Annotated in this window: 9 protein-coding genes; 3 read left to right on the top strand and 6 right to left on the bottom strand. The window is 74.1% G+C overall.

Going from position 1 to position 22,200, the window contains the following annotated elements; translation table 11 throughout:
• Positions 1-2: 2 nt before the first annotated feature.
• The 6 genes from ACFYNL_RS04435 to ACFYNL_RS04460 are packed head-to-tail and all read right to left on the bottom strand — an operon-like array spanning position 3 to position 5,435.
• Positions 3-1,250: a cytochrome P450 gene (locus ACFYNL_RS04435; protein ID WP_388796218.1), complete on the bottom strand. Its 1,248-nt coding sequence runs from the start codon at positions 1,248-1,250 to the stop codon at positions 3-5.
• Positions 1,247-2,518, bottom strand: a complete 1,272-nt coding sequence (locus tag ACFYNL_RS04440) for a cytochrome P450 (RefSeq protein ID WP_388796220.1) — start codon at positions 2,516-2,518, stop codon at positions 1,247-1,249. Before ACFYNL_RS04440 ends, ACFYNL_RS04435 begins: the two co-directional genes overlap by 4 nt.
• Positions 2,515-3,159, bottom strand: a complete 645-nt coding sequence (locus ACFYNL_RS04445) for an ATP/GTP-binding protein (protein ID WP_388796223.1) — start codon at positions 3,157-3,159, stop codon at positions 2,515-2,517. Before ACFYNL_RS04445 ends, ACFYNL_RS04440 begins: the two co-directional genes overlap by 4 nt.
• Positions 3,131-3,493, bottom strand: a complete 363-nt coding sequence (locus ACFYNL_RS04450; protein ID WP_388796225.1) for a DUF742 domain-containing protein — start codon at positions 3,491-3,493, stop codon at positions 3,131-3,133. Before ACFYNL_RS04450 ends, ACFYNL_RS04445 begins: the two co-directional genes overlap by 29 nt.
• Positions 3,490-3,912, bottom strand: a complete 423-nt coding sequence (locus ACFYNL_RS04455; protein WP_388796228.1) for a roadblock/LC7 domain-containing protein — start codon at positions 3,910-3,912, stop codon at positions 3,490-3,492. The genes ACFYNL_RS04450 and ACFYNL_RS04455 overlap by 4 nt, the downstream gene beginning before the upstream one ends.
• Positions 3,909-5,435: an ATP-binding protein gene (locus ACFYNL_RS04460; protein WP_388796231.1), complete on the bottom strand. Its 1,527-nt coding sequence runs from the start codon at positions 5,433-5,435 to the stop codon at positions 3,909-3,911. The genes ACFYNL_RS04455 and ACFYNL_RS04460 overlap by 4 nt, the downstream gene beginning before the upstream one ends.
• A gap of 359 nt (positions 5,436-5,794) precedes the next feature.
• Between ACFYNL_RS04460 and ACFYNL_RS04465 the strand changes: the two genes are divergently transcribed.
• The 3 genes from ACFYNL_RS04465 (at position 5,795) to ACFYNL_RS04475 (ending at position 22,191) form a co-directional block, all read left to right on the top strand.
• A complete protein-coding gene (locus ACFYNL_RS04465; protein WP_388796234.1) occupies positions 5,795-6,031 on the top strand; it encodes a hypothetical protein in 237 nt (78 codons plus the stop codon).
• A gap of 366 nt (positions 6,032-6,397) precedes the next feature.
• Entirely contained in the window at positions 6,398-8,140 is a 1,743-nt protein-coding gene (locus ACFYNL_RS04470; protein ID WP_388796237.1) for a fatty acyl-AMP ligase, read from the top strand.
• A 125-nt stretch (positions 8,141-8,265) separates the two neighbouring features.
• Entirely contained in the window at positions 8,266-22,191 is a 13,926-nt protein-coding gene (locus ACFYNL_RS04475; RefSeq protein WP_388796240.1) for an SDR family NAD(P)-dependent oxidoreductase, read from the top strand.
• Positions 22,192-22,200 lie beyond the last annotated feature (9 nt).

The following is a 22,200-nucleotide window of genomic DNA, read 5'->3' on the forward strand; positions in this document are numbered from 1 at the left end:
CGTCATCCCTGGCGCAGCCGCACCGGGATCTGCTGCCAGCCGAACGCGATGAAGGACGGCACCTGACGCAGTTCCTCCCCGTCCACGGCCAGGCTCAGGCCGGGGAAGCGGTCGAACAGCGCGGGCAACGCCGTCAGGGCCTCCACCCGGGCCAGCGGAGCCCCGATGCACCGGTGCACACCGATCCCGAACGCCAGATGGTCGTCGGCCCCGCGCGCGGCGTCGAAGGCGTCCGCGTCCGGCCCGTAGTGCGCGGGGTCCAGTCCCGCGGCGGCGAACGTGGTGATGATGGCGTCCCCGGCGGGAACGGTCACGTCGCCGACCTCGATGTCACTGACGGCGAAGCGCAGGGGGAGCGCCGCGATCGACGGATGCACCCGCAGCGTCTCGTCGACCACCGCGTCCCAGCCGATCTCCCCGGACCGCACGGCCGCCAGCTGCTCGGGATGGGTGAGCAGGGCGACGACCGCGTTGCCGATCAGGTTGACGGTCGTCTCGAAACCGGCACCGATCACCAGCAGCAGCGTGTACAGCAACTCCTCGTCGCTGAGCCGGTCGCCGTCCTCGTCGCGCACCCGGATCAGCTCGGTCGTCAGGTCGTCCCCGGGGTGCTCGGTGCGGTGGGCGATCAGTGCGGGCAGCACCGTAGCTATCTGCTGCTGCACGAACGCGGCGTGCTCCGGGCTCGGGTCGGAGGTGTCCATGATGGACGCGATGAGCGCCCCGGTCGCCTCCTGCAACTCGTCCGGCACGCCGAACAGTTCGCAGATCATCCGCATCGGCAGAGGATGTGCGAAGGCGGCCTTCAGGTCGACCACCGCGGCTGCCTCGCCGTCGAGGGCGTCGAGCGCGTCGAGCAGCTCCGTGGTGATGGCCTCCACACGCGCCCGCATCTTCTCCGTGCGCCGCTGGGTGAAGCTCGGCGCGACCAGTTTGCGCAGCCGCGTGTGGTCGGCGCCGTACGTCGAGAGCATGTTGACCACGCCGACCCAGCCCAGGATCCAGCCCCAGGAGGGGTGTTCGCCCACCTCCGGCCACAGCCTCCAGTGCAGCCGGGGGTCCTTGCTGACCCGCGGATCGAGGATGAGGTCCCTGAGGGTGTCGTAGGTCGTCGGCGCCCAGGCGGGGATGCCGCCGGGCAGCTCCACGGGCACGATCGGGCCGAGGGCGCGCAACCGTGCGCTCTCGCCGGGGATGTCGGCGCCGAACGGGTCGACGGCGAAGCGTTCGGTGCGGTCGGTCACGGTCACGAGGCGACTCCTGGCTGGTCGGGGGAGCGAGGGCTGAACCGGACGGGCAGGGACGTCAACGAGCGGTGGAAGGGGCCGGGCCGCCAGGTCAGGCGCTCGCGCGGCAGGACCGGCTCCAGATCGGGCAGCCACTGGGTGAGCCTCTCGATCGCCTCGGTGGCGATGAGCAGCGTGTGCTGCCGGACCGGGCAGGCGTGCGGGCCCGCCGACCAGGACAGGTGCGAGGCGTCCCTGGGGTGGCGCCGGCCCGGGGCCTGCGGCTCGGCGACGGCCGGACCTCTGCTGCCCTGTGGGTCGTCCTGGAGCGCCAGTGCCCCGTAGGAGACGACCACCGGCACCGCGGCCCTGATCCACGCGCCGTGGAAGGAGACGGGCCTGCGGGCGTAGTGGATGCCGTAGTTGGCCAGCGGTGTCTCGTGGTGCAGCACCTCCGTCACCGCGTCCGTCACGGGGCGGGCACCGCTGGTGAGGGTGGAGTAGTACCGCGGGTTGCCGAGGATGCGGGACAGCGCGTTCGACACCAGGTTGGCGGTCGGCTCGTACCCGGCGCCGAGGGTGAGGAACACCTGCCAGGTGACCTCCTCCGCGGTGAGTCCCGCGGGGTGGTCCAGCAGCCGGCTGGGCAGGTCCTCGCCCCGCCGCTCGGTCTTGGCCGCGATCAGCTCCAGCACGTAGCCGCCGAACTCGGCCTCCCCCTCGGCCGCTTCGGCGCCGCCCTCCATCATCTTGCCCAGTGCCACGTGCAGCCGGTCGCCGTGGCTGTCCGGCAGTCCGAAGAGGTCGTTGAACACCAGCGCCATCAGCGGGCGTGTGAACTCGCCCACCAGGTCCGCTCTGCCCTCGGGTCCGAACCGGCCCACCAGCACCCGCACCGCCCGATGCACCCGCGCCCGCAGGTCGTGCGGTTCGATCCGGTCGAAGGTGTCGATCAGCGAGGTGCGGTAGCGGGCGTGGGCCGCGCCGTCGGCGAACAGCGTGTTGGGCCGCCAGCGCATCATGCCCAGGACCGGCGAGTCGTCGGCGACCGTCGACTCCCAGGGCCGCGGGTCGTGCGAGAACGTGTCCGTGTCGTGCAGCAGATCCAGTGCCGCGCGCCGGCAGGTGACCACGTACGCCGGCACCCCCGGCGCCAACTCGCCCCAGCCGACCGGCCCCTGGGCGCGCAGAGCCTCGTAGTACGGGTACGGATCGAGCGCGAAGCCGTCCTCCCACAGGCGTACGGGTGCCGAGCGGGCGAAGACGTGCCGGTCGGGGGAGTGGGTGGTCACCGTTCCTCCGGTGCGTGACGGTCGATCAGGTGCTGGACCAGCGCGAGCAGCGCGTCCACGGACGAGTCGGCGACCCGGGCGTCACACGTGACCATGGGCGTGCCCGCCTCCAGGTCCAGGGCCGCGCGCAGCTGGTCCTCGGTGTGGTGGCGGGGCGCGTCCGGGAAGGTGTTGAAGGCGACCGCGTACGGCAGGCCCGTCTCCTCCACCAGACCCAGCACGTCGAAGGACGCGTCGATCCGACGGCTGTCGACCAGGACGAGGGCGCCCAGCGCCCCGTACGCGATGTCGTCCCACAGCACACGGAACCGCTCCTGGCCGGGTGTGCCGAACAGGTACAGCACGACCCCGCCGGGCAGGCTGATCCGCCCGAAGTCGACGGCGACGGTGGTGGTCGCCTTGTCCCGCACCCCGGCGAGATCGTCCACCCGCGCCGACGCCTCGCTGAGCGGTTCCTCGGTGTGCAGGGGCCGGATCTCGGAGACCGAGTCGATCAGGGTCGTCTTGCCCACTCCGAAGGGGCCGGTGATCAGGATCTTCACCAGGTCCCGGGCGGTGTCGGGCAGGTGGACGTCCGCGCGCGGGGCCGCCGTGTCGCGGGCGGGGGCGTCGCTAGGGGTGTTTGAGGGCGCGAAGGCCATCGGCCACTCTCTTCAGCAGGTCGGGGTCGAAGCGTGCCGCGGGCGGGACCGGCGCACGGGCCAGTACCAGGTCCCGGTCGATGAGTTCGGCCGCGAGGACACGCACCGCGGACACCGGCAACCGCAGCAGTGCCGCGGCCTCCACCACCGTCAGCGAGCCGCCGTCCAGGGCATCCAGCAGGGCGAGCTGGGCGGCCGGCAGCCCGGCGGGGACGGCGCCGCGGGCGCTCGCGAGAAGGGACAGCCGTTCCAGGTGGGGACGGCTGGGCCGGGCCACACCGCCGGTCGACAGATACGCGGGAACCAGAGGGCGGCCGGCACGGCGGCCGGTCATGCCGGCGCGCCGCCGTCGGCGCCTCGGGGCACGGCGGTCATCGCCTTCTCGCCCATCCGGGCCACCTGCGAGTGGACCCGGTGCGCGAGCAGGTCCAGGCGCACCTCCTCGTCCCCGTACGCGGCCACGCACGTCCCGTGGTCCGTCGGCACGATCAGCACGTATCCGTGGTCCGACTCGATGACGACCTGCCGCACCTCGGCCCGGTCCCGGTCGGCGAACGCGGCTGCCGCCGTCCGGCACGCTCCCTGCACGGTGCTGGTGATGGCGGCCACCCGCTCGGCCGAGGGCCGGCTGAGCGCGTCCGTGTACCCGGTCACCAGACCGTCCCGCGTGAGCAGTACGGCGGCCACCACGTGCGGCACCTGCAGGATCGGTTCGAGCACCCATGCCGTGTCTCCCGCGTCGCGGCTGGTCATCGAGCCGTTCCCCCTTCGTCCTCGTGGTGCTGGTCGGTCCGGTCGGTCCGGTCGGTGTCCGTGTCGTGGCTCGTGTCCACGGCGGTGGCTTCGGGTACGGCCGTCGCGGTGTCGCCGCTGCGCTCGCCGGCCGCCGACCGGGCCGCGGACGTGCCTGCCTGCAGCGCGCCCAGGGCGGCGGCGGCCTGCTCGGGACGGCGCCCGGCGGGGCGTGCCGCGGGCGAGTCGGCGGACGATGCCGTCACCCGCGTACGGCGTCGGCGTTGCGGAAGGCCGGCGGTGTCGCGGGAGGCGGGATGCCCGGACGGGGCGTCGCGGACGCCCGTGTCGGGCTCGGCGCCGTGTCCGTGGGGGGCCGCGGAAGCCTTGCCGTGGAGGGCGTCGGGGGCCTCGCCGACGGACGTGGCGGGCGGGGCGTCCGGCGCCCCGGTGGACGGTCCGGCGGCGGCCCTGCGCGTGGAGCGGGGCGCGCTCGCGGCCGGTGGCCGCTCCTCGGGGTCGATCCGGCTGAGCAGACGGCTGTCGACCCGCAGCACCGCCCGCACGCCGCCGTACGGCGACGGCGACGACACGTCCACGCTCAGGTCGAACTGCCGGGTCAGCTGGCCGATCGCGGCGAGCCCCATGCGCGGTGGATCGCCCAGCTCGGTGAGGAGGATCGGTTCGGTCCCTGCCACCAGCCGCTGCGCCCGGGCGCGTTCGTCCCGCGTCATGCCCAGGCCCGCGTCGTCGACCGTGACGCAGACGCCGTGATGGACGTGCTCCAGGTCGACGACGACGTCGGTGTCCGGCGCGGAGTGCCGCAGGGCGTTGTCGATCAGTTCGGCGACGATGATCGCGACCGGTTCCACGGCGTGGGACACCAGGGCCGTACCCGCCGCCAGGTGGTTGTGGACCCGGACCCGGTGATAGCCCGCCAGCCGGGCCTGGCCACCCGTCACCGCGTCCACCACGTGCGACTCCTCGCGGGCGAGTCCGACCCAGGCACCGCACACCACGGCCGTGACCTGCGCGCGCCGCAACGACTGCTCGTTCTCGTGGTCCAGTTCGAACAGCGTCTGCGCCAACTCGGGTTCGTCGTACCGCTGTTGCAGCCCGCGCAGCGCGTCCTGCAGCCGGTACAGGGCCGCCTGTATCTCGCGTGTGGCCCCGCGCATGCCCGCCTGCGCGGCGGCGTCGATCCTGGTGCGCTGCGCGGTCAGCTCGGTGCGCAGGCCGGTCAGCACCCGGTCCAGCGCGAGGCCCAGCGGTGTCCCCGCGGACTGCGGGTGCAGCGGGCCGGGCACGGGGACATGGGGATGCGCCAGCTGCGCGGCGGCGGCCGGCAACCGGTGGGCCGCCAGATGCTCGATCTCTGCCGTGAACGTCCGCAGGGCGCCGTCGAGTTGGCGGCGCAGTGCGGCGATCTCCGCTCGCTGCCGGTCCCGTTGGCGCAGCGTGCGCAGCAGACCGCCGCCCAGGGCGAGTGCGGACAGCGCGCCGACGGCGAGACCGCCGGTCACCAGGTCCGGTGTTTCGATCATCGAGTCGGTTCCCAGGGTCGGTCGGGATCAGTCGGTCAGGGTCGGGTCCGGTGCCGTGGGGCGAGGCGCTCGCAGCACAGTACACACCGTCATCGACCGATCTCGCACGGTCGATCAACACATCGCTTCGAAAGTGACGGGACTCTGCTCACACTTGCGTCATCTGTCGGAGATGCCTTGAAGCAAGGGGGAGTTGGCGCAGTTGCCCGCCCTTGACCGACGCCTTTGTCATGCCCCTGGGGAGATGTCCCCGGCGTCGCGGGAATGCGCGGGAATGATGCCCTCCGCGCGGTGTGTCCGTTCGGGCGGCGGGTACTCGGCGGGTCCAGGAACGAGATCGATCGCCGGAGGAGGTCCGAATGACCAGCGGCACGGAGACCGGTGGTGTGACCGGTACGCAGGACAAGGACTACAACCTGATCTGGTACGTGGAGGCATGCCTGAGCAACGCGCTGCGGCTGGAGACCTACATCGAGGACGCCGAGCGCGAGAAGGACGCCGAGGTGGCCGACCTGTTCCGCAAGGCCCAGGCGGACAGCCGCAAGGGTGCCGAACTGGGCAAGGCGCTCCTGCGTGCGCGACTGAACGGCGGCTGACCGAGCCTGCCCGCGGGGCCCGGACACCGAGCGGTATCGGGTGTCCGGGCCTTCGCCTGTCCGGATGTGCGCGTCGTGCTGGAACCGTGGAGAGCCCTGGCTTCGTCAACCATCCGACGGACACGTAGAGTTTACGTTCGTTCGGTCCATCGAACCGGACGGGCTTGCTAGGGTGCTACTCACCGGTAGCAAGTTGAACGGGGGGTGCGGGGAGCGGCGCGTCGGCGCCATGGCTCCTCGGCGGGTCGTCGAGACGGAACGTCCGGCAAGGGGGCCGGGTCGGGCCGGGGCGTCTGCACGTGGTTCGCACGTGACCCTCGAACTCCAGTTCCTCGCCCACCGATCCAGACAGGTGAGACTCGCACTATGGTTCGTTCCCTGGTCGATCTCCTGACCGCCCACGCCGCGCACCACCCCGACCGGACCGCCTACCGCTTCCTCGTCACCGGCGACAGCGACGGCGAGGTCCAGGAGATCTCCTACGCCCGTCTCGCCGAACGCTCCCTGGCCGTCGCGGCCTGGCTGCAGGAACGCGGCCTCACCGGCACCCGGGCGATGCTGCTGTACCCGCCGGGCCTGGACTTCATCTGCGGCTACCTCGGCTGCCTGGCCGCCGGTGTCGTGGCCGTACCGGGTGTTCCGCCGCAAGGACGTGCTCACAACCACCGCGCCCTGACCCGGATGAAGCGGCTCATCGCCGACGCCGACGCCAAGGTGATCCTGGGGGGCCGCGAGGTGATCACCGCGCTGGCCGGCGCGACGGAGCACCTGCCCGAGCTCGCCGACGTCATCCGCGTCGCCACCGAGGACATCCCCGACGAGGCGGCCGCCTCCTGGCGCGATCCCCGTGTCACGGCCGACTCGGTCGCCTTCCTCCAGTACACCTCGGGCTCCACCGCCGCACCGCGCGGCGTGGTGGTCACCCACCAGAACCTGCTGGACAACGTGCGGGTGATCAGCGAACGCATGGGCCACACACCGGACGTCGTCGACGAGTACCGCCACGAGATGTTCGTCAGCTGGCTGCCCGTCTACCACGACATGGGCCTCATAGGCCCGGTCCTCAACACCCTCCACCTCGGCGCGACCGCCACCCTCTTCTCCCCGCTGCACTTCCTCCAGCAGCCCGGACGCTGGCTGACCGCGATCAGCCGCTACCGCCCGCACACGAGCGGCGGCCCCAACTTCGCCTACGAGCTCTGCCTCAAGCACGCCGGGCCCGAACTGCTCGACGACCTGGATCTCAGCGGCTGGAAGGTCGCCTTCAACGGCGCCGAACCCGTACGCGCCGCCACCCTGCGCCGCTTCGCCGACACCTTCGCCCCGGCCGGCTTCCGCCGCGAGGCCCTCTACCCCTGCTACGGCCTGGCCGAGGCCACCCTGATGGTCACCGGCGGCACGGTCCACACCCCGCCGACCCTGCTCCAGGCCCCCCGGACCGGCCCGCACGCCGGCGAGGCCGACGCCGCGGCCGTCAGCTCAGGCCGCCCCGGACCCGGCGTCACGGTCGCCGTCGTCGACCCCGAACGGGGCGAGGAACTGCCCGAGGGCGAGATCGGTGAGATCTGGGTGCGCGGTGCGAGCGTCGCCAAGGGCTACTGGCGCAACGCCCTCGCCACCCGCGAGACCTTCCGTGCCACGCTGCCCGGCCACGACGGCCGCTTCCTGCGCACCGGCGACCTCGGTTTCCTGCGCGCCGGCGAGCTGTTCGTCACCGGCCGCCTGAAGGACCTCATCGTCGTCGACGGACGCAACCACTACCCGCAGGACCTGGAGCTGACCGCCGAGATGGCCCATCCGGCCCTGCGCCCGGGCTGCACCGCGGCGTTCTCCGTCGACGGGGACACGTCGGACTCCGCGGGAACCGGCGGCGAACAGGCCGTCGTCGTCGCCGAGATCGCACCGGACTCGGCCTCCGAGGCGGAGAAGATCATCGACGTCGTCCGCAGCGGAATCGGCGAGGCCCACGGCCTGCCGGTGCGTGAGGTCGTCCTCGTCCGGCCCGGCACCATCCCCAAGACCTCCAGCGGGAAGATCCAGCGCCACGCCTCCCGGGCGGCCTACCTGAACGGCACCCTCGCCGTCATCGAGGAACCCGCCCTCGACTGACACCGCCCGCCACCGTCGCACTCCGCCGTGGCGCGTCGCCCGCGGCGGCCGTACGGCGCGTGCGCCCTGCCTGCCGTACGGCCGCCGCCCTCTCCTTCTCCACCTTCACGAGGACACCTGTCTAGATGCCTGCGCACGAGTCCCCGAAGCAGTCCCCCGGCCCCTCGCTGACGACACCGCAGGAGGTGCGGGCCTGGCTGGAACCGGCCGTGGCCCAGGCGGCGGGGCTCGACCCGCTGGCGGTGGACCCGCACCGGCCGATCGCCGAACTCGGGCTCGGCTCACGGCAGTTGGTGACGCTGGCCGCCGAACTGTCGGCGCTGACCGGTCGTGCCCTGGACCCGTCCGTCGTCTTCGACCACCCCACCGTCGCCGCACTCGCGCAGGCGGTGTTCGACGACACCCCCGCAGGCGCCCCGCCGGCGCCTGCCGCCACCAGGGACCCGGCCCTGCGGGCCGCCGACGACATCGCGATCATCTCCATGGCCTGCCGCTTCCCCGGCGGGGCCGACACCCCCGAGGCGCTCTGGCGGCTGCTCGCCGCCGGGGAGGACGTCATCTCCGACGTCCCGCAGGGGCGTTGGGACACCCGAGCGCTGCTCGATGCCGACCCCGACGCGACCGGGAAGGCGTACTCTGTGCGCGGCGGCTACCTCTGCGGCATCGACCGCTTCGACGCCGGCTTCTTCGGGATCTCGCCACGCGAGGCGGCGGCCATGGACCCCCAGCAACGGCTGCTGCTGCAGACCGCCTGGGAGGCCGTCGAACGGGCCGGCATCGTCCCGGACACGCTCGACGGCAGCCCCACGGGCGTCTACATCGGCCTGTACGACAGCGGATACCTGGCCGCCGCGTCCCTGGACCAGCTCGACGGGCACGTCGGCACCGGATCGGCCGGCAGCGTGGCCTCCGGCCGTATCGCCTACACCCTCGGCCTCCAAGGCCCCGCCGTCACCGTCGACACCGCCTGCTCGTCGTCCCTGGTCGCCCTCCACCTGGCGGCACGGGCCCTGGCTGCCGGTGAGTGCGACCTCGCGCTGGCGGGCGGCGCGAGCCTGCTGGTGACCCCGCGCGGGCACGTCGAGTTCAGCAGGCTGCGCGGGCTTTCGCCGTCCGGGCGGTGCAGCCCCTTCTCGGCGGACGCCGACGGAGTGGTGTGGGCCGAGGGCTGCGGCGTGCTGCTGCTCAAGCGGCTCGCGGACGCGCGTCGCGACGGCGACCGGATCCTCGCGGTCGTCAAGGGCTCGGCGATCAACCAGGACGGCCGCAGCCAGGGCCTGAGCGCCCCCAACGGGCCCGCCCAGGAACGGGTGGTGCGCGCGGCCCTCGACGCGGCCGGGCTCCGGCCGCACGACCTGGACCACGTCGAGGCCCACGGCACCGGCACCCGGCTGGGCGACCCCATCGAAGGCCGTGCCCTGTCCGCCGTCTTCGGACCCGACCGCCCGGCCGACCGCCCCCTCGGGATCGGCTCCCTGAAGTCCAACATCGGCCACACCCAGGCCGCCGCGGGCATCGCCGGCGTGATCAAGACCGTACTGGCCCTCCACCACGAACGGATACCGGCGTCCCTGCACGCCGACTCCCCGACCGAACACATCGACTGGGCGCACGCCGGTCTGCGCCTCCTGCGCGAGGCCCAGGCGTGGCCCCGCGACCCCGAACGGGTACGCCGCGCCGGCGTGAGCGCGTTCGGCATCAGCGGCACCAACGCCCACGTGGTCCTGGAGGAAGCCCCCGAGGAACAGCCCTCGGCCCCCGGCACCCTCCCCGGCCCCACCCTCTTCCCGCTCTCCGCCCGCACCCTCCCCGCGCTGCGTCGACAGGCCGGCCGCCTGCGCGACAGCCTCACCGGACAGCCCGAGTCGGCGCTCCCCGCCGTGGCGGCCACCCTGGCCCACCACCGCACCCACTTCGAGCACCGGGCCGTCTTGCAGGCCGGTGACCGCGACGAACTGCTCACCGCACTGCGGGCCCTGGCCGAGGCCGAGCCCGACGCGGCCGGGATCACCGGCCCGCAACAGGCCGTTCGGACCGGCAAGCTGGCGTTCGTCTTCCCCGGCCAGGGGGCGCAGTGGACCGGCATGGCGCAGGATCTGCTCGACCGCGATCCGGTGTTCGCCGACGAACTGGACCGCTGCGACGCCGCCCTGCGCCCCTTCACCGGCTGGTCGGTTGCCTCCGTCCTGCGCGGCGACGAAGGAGCCCCTGCCCTGGACCGCGTCGACGTCGTCCAGCCGGTGCTCTTCGCGGTGATGGTGTCGCTCGCCGCCGTGTGGCGGGCCCGGGGCGTCCGGCCGGACGCGGTCGTCGGACACAGCCAGGGCGAGGTGGCCGCGGCCTGCGTCGCCGGGGCGCTCGGCCTCAACGACGCGGCGGCTGTGGTCGCCCTGCGCAGCCAGGCCCTGACCGAGCTCTCCGGCACCGGCGCGATGGCCGTCGTCGGCCTGCCGCACGCCGACGTCGAGGACCGACTCGCCGGCCTCGACGGCGAGATCGGCGTGGCCGCCGTCAACAGCGGCCGCTCGACCGTCGTCGCCGGGGCCGTGGACGCCGTGCAGGCCCTGCTCGCCGACCTCGAACGGCAACACGTCTTCGTCCGCCGGCTCGACGTCGACTACGCCTCGCACAGCGCCCAGGTCGAACCGGTCCGCGCCACCGTCCTCGACGAACTCGACGGCATCACCACCTGCCCGACGTCCGTGACCTGGTACTCCACGGTCACGGGCGAGCCCGTCACCGGTGAACTCGAAGCCGACTACTGGTACACCAACCTGCGCGAACCCGTCCGTTTCTCGGCCACCGTCGAACGCATGGTGGCCGACGGCTACCGCTGCTTCGTCGAACTCGGCCCGCACCCGTCACTGCTCACCGCCCTGCACACCGTCGACGAGGACCTCGTCGCCGTCGGATCGCTGCGCCGCGACGAGGACGGGCCCGCCTGCCTGGACCGCGCCGCAGCCGAACTCCACGTCCACGGACGACGCCTCGACTGGCGCCGCCTGGTCCCGCACACCGGCCCCGCCGACCTGCCGACGTACGCGTGGGACGACCAGCGCCACTGGACCGAACCCGCCGCCTCGGCCACCGCCCCCGGCCTCCTCGACCGCGCCGCCCACCCGTTGCTGGGCGTCCAGCTCCGGTCGGCGGACGCGACCCGCTGGACCTTCCGCGACGAGTGGTCCCCGGCCACCGCCGACTGGCTGCCCGACCACACCGTCTTCGGCCGGACCGTGGTCTCGGGCACGACCCTGATGGAACTGTGCCGAGCCGCCCTCGCGGTGGCCCGCCCGGACGCCCCCGCCGACGTCACCGACCTGCTCCTGCTCGCCCCGCTCACCCTGCCCGACACCGGCACCGTCGAGGTGTCCGTCGAGGTGACCACCGCCGGGACCGCACCGGAGATCACGGTCCACAGCCGGCCGCGCGGCCAGGACCCGGCGGACTGGACCCTGCACGCCACCGCGTCCGCCGCCGGACCCGCCACCGACTCGGCCGACGCCCCACCGACGTGGCCCGAGACCGGCGAACCGGCCTGGAGCGAGGACACCTACGAGCGGCTCACCGCACTCGGCCTCGGCTACGGCCCCGCGTTCCGGGGCGTACGGCAGGCCGTCGCGACCCGCGACGAGACCCTGCTGGCCCGCCTCTCACTGCCGCCGGTCGCCCGTGACACCGCCGACGCCTATCCGGTGCACCCGGCGCTGCTGGACGCCGCCCTGCAGGTGGCCGCCGCCCTCGACGCCTCCGACCGGCGGGTGCTGCTCCCGGTCGCGGTGGCCCGCTGCGTCCTGCCGCCCGGCGGCGCGACGGACCTGACCGCGTCCGTGCACCGCACGGGCGGCTCCGACACCGACCTCACCCTGGACATCGGCCTCTGGGACGACGACGGCTTCCCGGCGGGCCGCCTGGAGGGGGTCCGCCTGCGGGCGGTGAGCCCCGCCGATCTGAACCGGTCGGAGAACGCCCGGCACCTGTACGAGGTGGCGTGGACCACCCTGCCGGACAAGCCGGCCGAGACACCCGCAACGGCGTGGGCGGTGCACGGCGACCCCGCGGACCCGGCCGTCGCCGCCGCCCTGCGCGACCTGCGCGCGGCGGGCGTCCCGGTCACCGACGAGGGCGCCGACACCGTCGTACGCCTCTGGCCCCGTCCGCCGGCCGACACCGCACCGGCGACGGCAGCCCACGACCTGGCCGCCACGGCACTCGCCGAACTCCAGGCCCTGGTCGCCCTGCCACCCGACGAAGCACCCTCGCGCACCATCTGGGTGACGCGCGGGGCGATCGCCGCCGCGGCCGGCGACGCGGTCCCCGGGTACGCCCAGTCGGTGCTGTGGGGCCTGGCCCGCAGCGCCCGCGCGGAGCACCCGGATCTGGGGCTCACCCTGCTCGACATCGATGAGGGCGAACCGTCGCCGCTCTCGGCCGTCGCCCACCCCGATGAGCCCGAACTCGCCCTGCGAGCAGGCGAGTTGTCCGCACCGCGTCTGGTACGCGCCCGCGCGTCGGACGCCGAGCGTTCCGTCCGCGTCCCCACCGCGGGCACGGTACTGATCACCGGCGGACTCGGCGCGGTGGGCAGCCACATCGCCCGCCTGCTCGCCGAGAACGGCGCCCACCGCCTGCTGCTGACCTCCCGTCAGGGCGATCGCGACCCCCGCGCGGCCGCGGTCACCGCCGAACTGACCGCGCTCGGCGCCGAGGTCGAGATCGCCGCGTGCGACGTCGCCGACGCGACGGCCGTGGCCGACGTACTGAACCGTTGCGGTGGCGAGGCGCCCCTGCGCGGAGTGGTCCACTGCGCCGGCGTCCTCGCCGACGGCGTGCTGGCCGAGCTGACCCCCGAGCGCCTCGCACAGGTGCTGCGTCCCAAGGTCGACGGCGCCGCCCACTTGCACCGGCTCACCGCCGACCTGCCGCTCGACCTCTTCCTGCTGGTCTCCTCCGCGGCGGGCGTGGCCGGGAGCCCCGGTCAGGCCAACTACGCCGCCGCCAACGCCTTCCTCGACCAACTCGCGCACCACCGACGGGCCTCGGGTCTGCCCGGGGTCTCGATCTCCTTCGGCGCCTGGGCGGGGGAGGGGCTGGCCGCCGAGCACGCCGACCTGGAGCGGATGGCCCGCCTCGGCCACCGCGCCCTCACCCCGGACCAGGGCCGCGAACTCACCGAGCTGGCCCTGCGGCGCGACATGGCGCACGCGGTCGCCTGGGCCCTCGACCTGCCCCGGCTGCGCTCCGCCGCACCGACGGACGGCCTGTGGCGCTCCCTGCTCCCCACGCCCCGCACCGACCGGGCGGGCGCACGCACCCTGGCGGACCGCCTGGCCCGCCTCCCGGAGTCCGAACGCGCCGCACGCGTCCTCGCCCTGGTCAGCGAGGAGGCGTCCCACGCCCTCGGCCTGCGCTCAGCCCGGTCCGTCCGCCCCGACCAGCCGCTGCGCGACCTCGGCATGGACTCGGTGACCGCCGTCGACCTGCGCAACCGCATCAGCGCCCGCGTCGGCACCAAGCTCCCCGCCACCCTGCTCTTCGACCACCCCACCCCGGCCCGCCTCACCGAGTACCTGCTGACCGGGGCGCCGGCCCTCTCGACCCGGACGGACCGACGGGCGGCACCGGCACCCGCGATCGCCTCCGGTGAGCCGATCGCCCTGGTCTCCATGGCCTGCCGCCTGCCGGGCGGGGTCACCGACCCGCAGGGCCTGTGGCGTCTGGTGGCCCAGGGCCGGGACGAGGTGGGGCCGTTCCCGGCGGGCCGGTGGGACGTGGAGTCGCTGTACGACCCCGACCCGGACGTCCCCGGCAAGTCCTACGCCCGCGAGGGCGGCTTCCTCGACGACATCGACTCCTTCGACCCGGGCTTCTTCGGCATCACCCCGAAGGAGGCCGCGGCCATGGACCCGCAGCAGCGCCTGCTGCTGGAGACGGCCTGGGAGTCGCTGGAGCGCGCCGGGATCGTCCCCGCCGACCTGGTCGGCAGCACCACCGGGGTGTACGTCGGCATGTTCGGCAGCGACTACCTCTCCGGCACCCGGCTCGACCAGCTGGACGGCTACGTGGGCACCGGCTCCGCCCTGAGCGTGGCCTCCGGCCGGCTCGCCTACACGCTCGGGCTGAACGGCCCCGCCCTCACGGTGGACACCGCGTGCTCCTCGTCACTGGTGGCCGTCCACCTGGCGGCACAGGCGCTGCGTGCGGGCGAGTGCGACCTCGCGCTCGCGGGCGGAGTCACCCTGATGGTCACACCGCAGACCTTCGTCGAGTTCAGCCGACTGCGCGGCCTGTCGCCGACGGGCCGCTGCCGCTCCTTCTCGGACACCGCCGACGGCGCCATCTGGGCGGAGGGCGCCGGCATGGTCGTACTGAAACGCCTGAGCGACGCCAGACGCGACGGGGACCCGGTCCTCGCCGTACTGCGCGGCACCGCCGTCAACCAGGACGGCCGCAGCCAGGGCCTGTCGGCGCCGAACGGTCCCGCGCAGGAGCGGGTGATCCGGCGCGCGCTCGAACAGTCCGGCCTGCGCGCCGCCGACATCGACCACGTCGAGGCCCACGGCACGGGCACCACCCTCGGCGACCCGATCGAGGCGAACGCCCTCGCGGAGGTCTTCGGCACCACACGTCCGCCGGGTCGCCCGCTCCATCTCGGCTCGCTGAAGTCCAACGTCGGCCACACCCAGGCCGCTTCCGGAGTGCTCGGCCTGATCAAGGTCGTGCAGTCGCTGCGCCACCACACCCTGCCGCGCACGCTGCACGCCGACACACCCAGCCGCCATGTCGACTGGGCCGGCAGCGGACTGACCCTGCTGCGGGAGGAGGTGCCCTGGCCCGCGTCGGCGCAGCGGGTGCGGCGAGCGGGCGTGAGCGCCTTCGGGATCAGCGGCACCAACGCCCATGTGATCGTGGAGGAGGCCCCGGCGCCCAAGAACGGGCCCACGGGCGAGGCGTCCGATGTCGCAGCTCCGTGCGCGAAGCGGCTGTTCGTGCTCTCGGCCCGCAGCGATGCCGCCCTGCGCGGACAGGCCGCGGCCCTCGCCCGCCACCTCGCCGCCGACGCCGCCCCGCTGCCGGACGTCGCCCACACCCTCGCCCGCCACCGCGGTCACTTCGAACACCGCGCGGCGGTCGTGACCGAAGACCGTGAGGAACTGCGTGCCGTCCTCGCCGAGTTGGCCGACGGACGGATCACACCGGCACCGCCGCGGGAGGAGCAGACCGGCAAGGTCGCCTTCGTCTACGCCGGACACGGTGGGCAGTGGCCGGGCATGGGCCTGGACCTGATGGCCGATTCGCCGGCGTTCAGCGAGGAGCTGACCCGGATCGACGAGGCGGTGCGACGGCACGCCGGCTGGTCCGTGCTCAACGCGCTGCGGGCGCCCGAGGAGTTCTCCCCGCTGGAACGCACCGAGTACCTGCAGCCCGCGCTGTTCGCGGTGAACGCGGCACTGACGGCCGCCTGGCGCTCGCTCGGCGTCGGTCCGGACGCCGTCGTCGGCCACAGCCTGGGCGAGATCGCCGCCGCGTACAGCGCGGGCGCCCTCACCCTGGACGACGCCGTCGCGGTGGTGACCGGCCGCGCCGGGACCGTCGCACCCGTCGCGGGCAAGGGCGGCATGCTGTCCCTGGACCTGCCGCACCCCCGCGTGGAGGAACTGCTCGCGCCCTACACCGGCCGGCTGTTCGTGGCCGCCGTCAACAGCCCCCACTCCACGGCCGTCTCCGGCGACGGTGACGCCCTGGCCGAGTTCCGCCGAAGCCTCGACGCGCAAGGGATCGAGGCCCGGCCGCTGTCGACCCCCTTCGCCTCGCACACCCCGCTGATGGCACCGCTGCGAGAGGAGCTGATCGGCCGCCTCCCGGCCACCCCGGCCGCAGGCGCCGACACCCCGCTGTACTCGACGGTGCTCGCCCGACCCGTCGCCGCGGACCGCCTGGACCCCGCCTACTGGTACGCCAACCTCAGCGAGCCGGTCCGCTTCGCGGACACCATCCGCCGCATGCTGGACGACGGTCACCGCTACTTCGTCGAGCTGAGCCCCCACCCCTCGCTCGGCTCGGCCATCGAGGCGGTCGCGGCCGAGGCCGGCGTCGACGCGGTGAGCGTCGGCACGCTGCGTCGGCAGCACGGCGGACGGGACGTACTCCTGCGCGCGCTGGGCGCGTTGTACACGGCTGGCCACACGCCTCACTGGCCGACGCTGTTCCCGACGGGCCGCCGCGTCGACCTGCCGACCTACGCCTTCGACCGCGAACGGCACTGGCTCGCGCCCGCCCCGGCGGTGGCGGCCGGCACTTCACCCCTGCTCGGGACCCACGTGGAGGCCAGCGACGAGACCGACCGGCACCTCTTCCAGAGCGAGGTGGACCTGCGCGACAGCCGCTTCGCGTATCTGAGCGACCACCGGGTCACCGGTGAGACATGGCTGCCGGGCGCCGCCTTCCTCACCATGGCGCTGGAGGCCGCGACGACCGTGCGGGACTCCGGCGACGTACGGCTCACCGACGTCACGTTCCTGCAGCCGCTGCGCCTGGAGGAGTCCCGGCCGACCCTGCTGCAACTGATCCTGCGGCCCGCCGTCGACGGCGTCCGGGACTTCACCATCGCCTCGGCGCCCGTCGGCCGCGGACCCCGCACGCGCTGGGAGCACCACGTCAGCGGACGCATCGCCGTCACACCGGCCGCATCCGCCACCGACTCGGGCGAGGCGCTCGCCGACCTGCGCGCACGGTGCACGCAGCCGGCGGACCTGCCGGCGGTCTACGCCGCCCTCGGCGCCCTGGGCATCGACTACGGCCCCGCCTTCCGGGGCCTGAACTCGGGCCGGCGCACCCGCTCGGCGAGCCTCGCGCGACTGACCGACAGGCCCGCCGCCGGCCACCTGCTGCACCCGGCCGTCCTCGACGCCGCCTTCCACACGGCCGCACTGCCCGAAGACGCACCCCAGGGACGGGCGTTCGTCCCCGTCGGCGTAGCACGCCTCCACCACACCGGACTGCGCACCACGCCCGCGTGGGCGACCTGTGAACTGCGGTCCGTCTCGGGCGACACGGTCACCTACGACCTTCGCCTGTACGACGAGACCGACCGACTGCTGCTGGAGGCGCACGAGTTGCGGCTGGCCGCGCTCTCACCCCTGGACGGCGCCCTGTTCGAGACCCGCTGGCGGCCCCGGCCGGCCGCCGCCGAGCCGCCCACGCAAGGCGGCTGGCTGATCCTGGCCGACGAATCGGGCACGGCATCGGACCTCGTCGAGCGGCTGGGCACCGAGGTGCCCTGCGTGGTCGCCCGCCGGGGCGAGGAGTTCGCCGCCGAGGGCGCCGGCCGCTACGTCCTCGACCCGGCCGATCCGAGGCATCTGACCCGTCTCCTCGACGAGGCCTTCGCCAACGAACCGCCCGAGCGGATCGTGCAGTTGTCCGCGCTCGACGCGCCCGCGATCGAGGACGCCGGCACCGCCGAGGAGGCGGCCCGGTTGTGCTGCCTGAGCACCCTGCACCTCGTGCATGCCCTCGCGGACCGGACCCACGGTCGCGCACCTCGCCTCTTCGTCGTCGTCCGGGGCAGCCAGGCAGCGGGCGACAGCGGCCAGGTGACTCGTCCTCAGCAGGCGCTGGCCTGGGGCTTCGGCCTCGCCCTGGCGCAGGAGCACCCGGAACTGCGGACCACCCTCGTCGACCTGCCGCCCACGGACGGCGGCGACGCCCTGTGGACCCAGCTGCGGCACGCCGACGACGAACGGCTCGTCGCCCTGCGCGGCACCGGCCGGCTGGTGCCCAGACTGACCCGGACCCGCCCCGACGACGGCGGTCACGGCGCGATCGCCGAGGACGGCGGGTACCTGATCACCGGCGGCCTGGGCGGACTCGGGCGGGTCGTCGCCGAGCGGCTGGTCCGCCGAGGCGCACGCCGACTCGCCCTGATGAGCCGGAGCGCGCCCACCGCGGACGCCCAGGAGTGGATCCGGGGGCTCGAAGAACGAGGCGTGACCGTGGCCGTGGCCCGCGCGGACGTCGCCGACCGCGCCGCTCTCACCGCAGCCCTGGACGCCGTACGCCGCACACTCGGCCCGATCGCCTCAGTCGTCCACGCGGCGGGTGTCCTCGACGACGCCACGATCGCCAATCTGACGGACGAGCGCGTCCTGCGCGTCCTCGCCCCCAAGGTCCTCGGCACCGCACTGCTCACCGAACTGATACCGGAGGCACGGGACTTCGTGCTGTTCGCGTCGGCGGCCGGTCTGCTCGGCTCGGCCGGGCAGAGCCCGTACTCGGCGGCGAACGCCTTCCTCGACGCCTGGGCCCACCACCTCTCCCACGACGACCGCCGGGCCCTGAGCCTGGACTGGGGCGCCTGGTCGGGAGTCGGCATGGTGGCCGAGTCCGGCACCCGCGAGACCCAGACGGCCCGCTCCGGGCTGGTCGCCTTCTCCGCCCAGGACGGCGGCGAACTCCTCGACCGCGTCTGGCCCACCGCCCGCCGTCAGCTCGCCCCCCTGGCCCTCGACCGGGAACTGCTGTCCCTCGACCCGGACGCGGCCCGCACCCGCCCGATCCTGGCCGAGCTGGTCACCGCCCCCACGGGCACGCCCGGCACGGACGACCTCGTCGCGAAGGTGTTCGCGGCGACGACCGACACCGAGCGGACCGTACGACTTCAGGCATACGTACGCGCCCGCGTCGGTGAGGTCTCCGGCGGCGCCGTCCAGGTCTCGGCGACCACGGCGCTGAAGGAACTCGGCCTCGACTCCCTGATGCTGGTGCGGTTGCGCAACGCCTTCGCCCGCGAACTCGGCGTCGAACTGCCCGCCGCGACCGTCTTCTCCGCCGCCGACGTCCGCGGCCTCGCCCAGAGCCTCGCCGCGGCGCTGCCCGAACGGCGGACCACCCGGCCGGACGAACCGCACGACGCCCCTGACGTACCGGCCACCGAACTGCACCCCGCCACCCGCGACGTCGTACGGCTCCTGCGCAGCGCCCCGCCCGGCATGCCCGGGGCCGCCCACGCCGTCGGCCTGGCCGTACGTCTGACCACGCCGACCACCCGGGAGACGCTCACCGGCATCCTCACCCGCCTCGGGGCACGTCACGCCGCCCTGCGCACCGCCGTCGTCACCGACGAGGGCGGCCGCCGACTGAGGGTGGAGCGCGAACTGCCCGAACCGCCGCTGCGCTGGACGGCCGTGGCCGACGACGCCGGTTTCGACGCCGCCCACCGGCTGCGCGAGCTGCTTGAGCCGCCGTTCGACCTGGCGACCGCGCCGCTGTGGCGTTTTGAGCTGCTGGACGGCGGCGGGCGCGGCCAGATCCTGGTCTACGGCGCCCACCACGTCGTCAGCGATCTGCAGTCGCTGCTGCTCGTGGCCGGCGAGATCGACGCCGAGCTGTCGGGTGCCACCCTCGACGACACGGTCGACAACCGGGACATCGCCCTGCTGATCCAGGCCCAGCAGGGCGGTGATCAGGCCGCCGGGGAAGCCGACGGCCCGGCCGGGGCGAGCCACTGGCGAGCGGCCTTCCAGGGCAGTGAGCGGCTCGACCTGACCCTGAGCCGGCCCCGCCCGCAGACCCGTTCGTACCGCGCGGGCAGCGTCACCGTCGCGATCCCCGACGGACTCATGGACCGCGTCTCGGCCGCGGCGAGCCGCCTCGCCGTGACACCCGCCGCGTTCTGCCTCGGCACCCTGACCGTCCTGCTGGCCAGGAAGCGCGAGCGTGAACGCTTCGTCCTGGCCGTGCCCGTGGACACCCGCATCCACGCCGACGCCTACGACGCGGTGGGCTTCTTCGGCGTGCCGGTGCCCTTCCCCGCCGAGGCGAACGCGGGGGAGCGGATCGACGAGGTGCTGCGCCGCACCGACGGGCGTCTGGAGAGGATCCTGACGAAGGGCGCCATGTTCTCCGACGTGCTGCCCGCGTTGGCCCGGGAGGGGCTGCACCGGGCGAACGCACCGCTGGTGGAGGTCTACTTCAACTATGTCCGAGCCGCGGGGCGGCTGTCCCGGCTGGAGGTGCTCCCGGCCGGTACGGGCTACTCCGACCTCGACCTGATGATCACCATGACGCCGGACGCGGGCCGGATCCGCCTCGACCACAACCTCGACATCCTGGACGCCGAGACGGTCGCAGGGCTGGGCGAGGAACTGCTCGGCCTGCTCGCCCGGACGGCGGACGACCCGACGGGACCGGTCCGTACGGAGCCGGTGGCGGCCGAGGTCGCGGATCCGACGGCGGCCGGGGTCAGGGAGCCGGTGGCGGCCGAGGTCGCGGATCCGGCGGCGGCCGCGGTCGCGGATCCGACGGCGGCCGGGGTTATGGAGCCGGTGGCGGCCGAGTTCGCGGAGCCGGCGACGGCCGGGGTCACGGATCCGAAGGCGGCCGGGGTCACGGATCCGAAGGCGGCCGAGGCCACCGAGCCGACGACGGCCGAGGACGCGGAGACGGACCCGACCGCCGTGCCGACCCGCTCCCTCGCCCTCGCGGCGACTTTCGCCCTCGGCAACCTGCCCCGGATGTGCGGGACGGCGGTCGACGAGTCCGCCGGGGACGGCAGCCGGACGACGGTTGCCGAGGCCCCCTACCACCACGTGCTCGCGAGCCTGCGCGACCCGTCCGGCGTGTTCGCCGACCGGGCCACGACGGTGGGCGTCGTCCTGCTGCGGGCGGCGGATCTGCAACGCTTCGGCCCGGTCGAGGACGCGCTGCTCGCCGAACTGCGCACCTCCTACCCGGCCGCCCTGCGCGCCGTGGCCGAACGCACCCGCACTCCGCTGATCGTCGGCTTCCTGCCCACTGCGCAGCCCGAGGACCGCTTCGAGCGATGGGAACAGCAGGTCGCCGCCGACCTGGCCGACACACCCGGCATCGCCGTCCTCGGCCCCGACGAATGGACCCGCCACCACGCCGTGGCGGACCGGTTCGACGCGCGGACCGAACGCCTGGCCCACCTCCCGTTCACCCCGCACTTCCAGGCGGCCGTGGCGCTGCGCCTCGCCGAGGTCGTCCGATCGGTGCTGCGGCCCGCGCCGAAGGTGATCGCGGTCGACGGTGACGAGACCCTGTGGGGCGGCGTGGCCGGTGAGAGCGGCCCCGAGGCCGTCGACCCGACCGGCCCGCGGGCCCTGCTCGCCGGCAGACTGCTGCGGTGGCGGGCGGCGGGCGCGCTGTTGATGCTGGTCAGCAACAACGACGAGGACACGGTCCGGGCCGTGCTGGAGCGCCCGGACAGCCCGTTGAAGGCGGAGCACTTCAGCGTGCTCTCCGCGGCCTGGGGCCCCAAACCGGACCGCCTGGCGGAGGCGGCGCGCACGCTCGGCCTCGGCCTGGACAGCTTCCTGTTCCTCGACGACAACCCGGCCGAGATCGCCAGGATGCGCGCCGCACTGCCGCAGGTGCTCTCGGTGACCTGCCCGCCCGCGCTCGAACTGCCCGACTTCCTGGACCGGTTGTGGCCGCTGGTCCCCGCGGCGACCACTGCCGAGGACGCGCTGCGCGCACGGTTCTACGAGCAGGAGCGGGAGCGGGACGCGATCCGTGAGCAGGCCGGTTTCGAGGAGTTCCTGGACCAGTTGGAACTGGAGGTCGACATCCGGCCGCTGTCCGATGCCGATGTCGAACGGGCGGAGCAACTCGTCCGCCGCACCAACCAGTTCACCCTCCGCGCCCGCTCCGCCGACGGCGGCGACGTCACCCGGTGGCGGGAAGGCGGGGAGGTCTGGACGGCCGCGGCCCGCGACCGGTTCGGCGACTACGGCCAGATCGGCCTGCTCGCCCTGTGCCGGGAGGGCGACCGGATCGACGTGCGGGCCTGGCTGATGAGCTGCCGGGCGCTCGGCCGAGGCGTCGAGGAACGCCTCCTCGGCTGGCTGGCCGACCGCGCCGAGGAACTCGACTGCGCGAAGGTCCGCCTCACGGCGGAACGCACCCCGCGCAACGCTCCGGCCCGCCGCCTGCTGGCGGCACTGGGTGGCGGCGACCAGGACGACGACCGGCTGGAGGCCGTGGTCACGCCGGAGCAGCTTCGGATGTTCCGTTCCTGGCGGCGGCCATGAGGCCATGGG

The sequence above is a fragment of the Streptomyces sp. NPDC007808 genome, assembly GCF_042868655.1.
GTDB lineage: Bacteria > Actinomycetota > Actinomycetes > Streptomycetales > Streptomycetaceae > Streptomyces.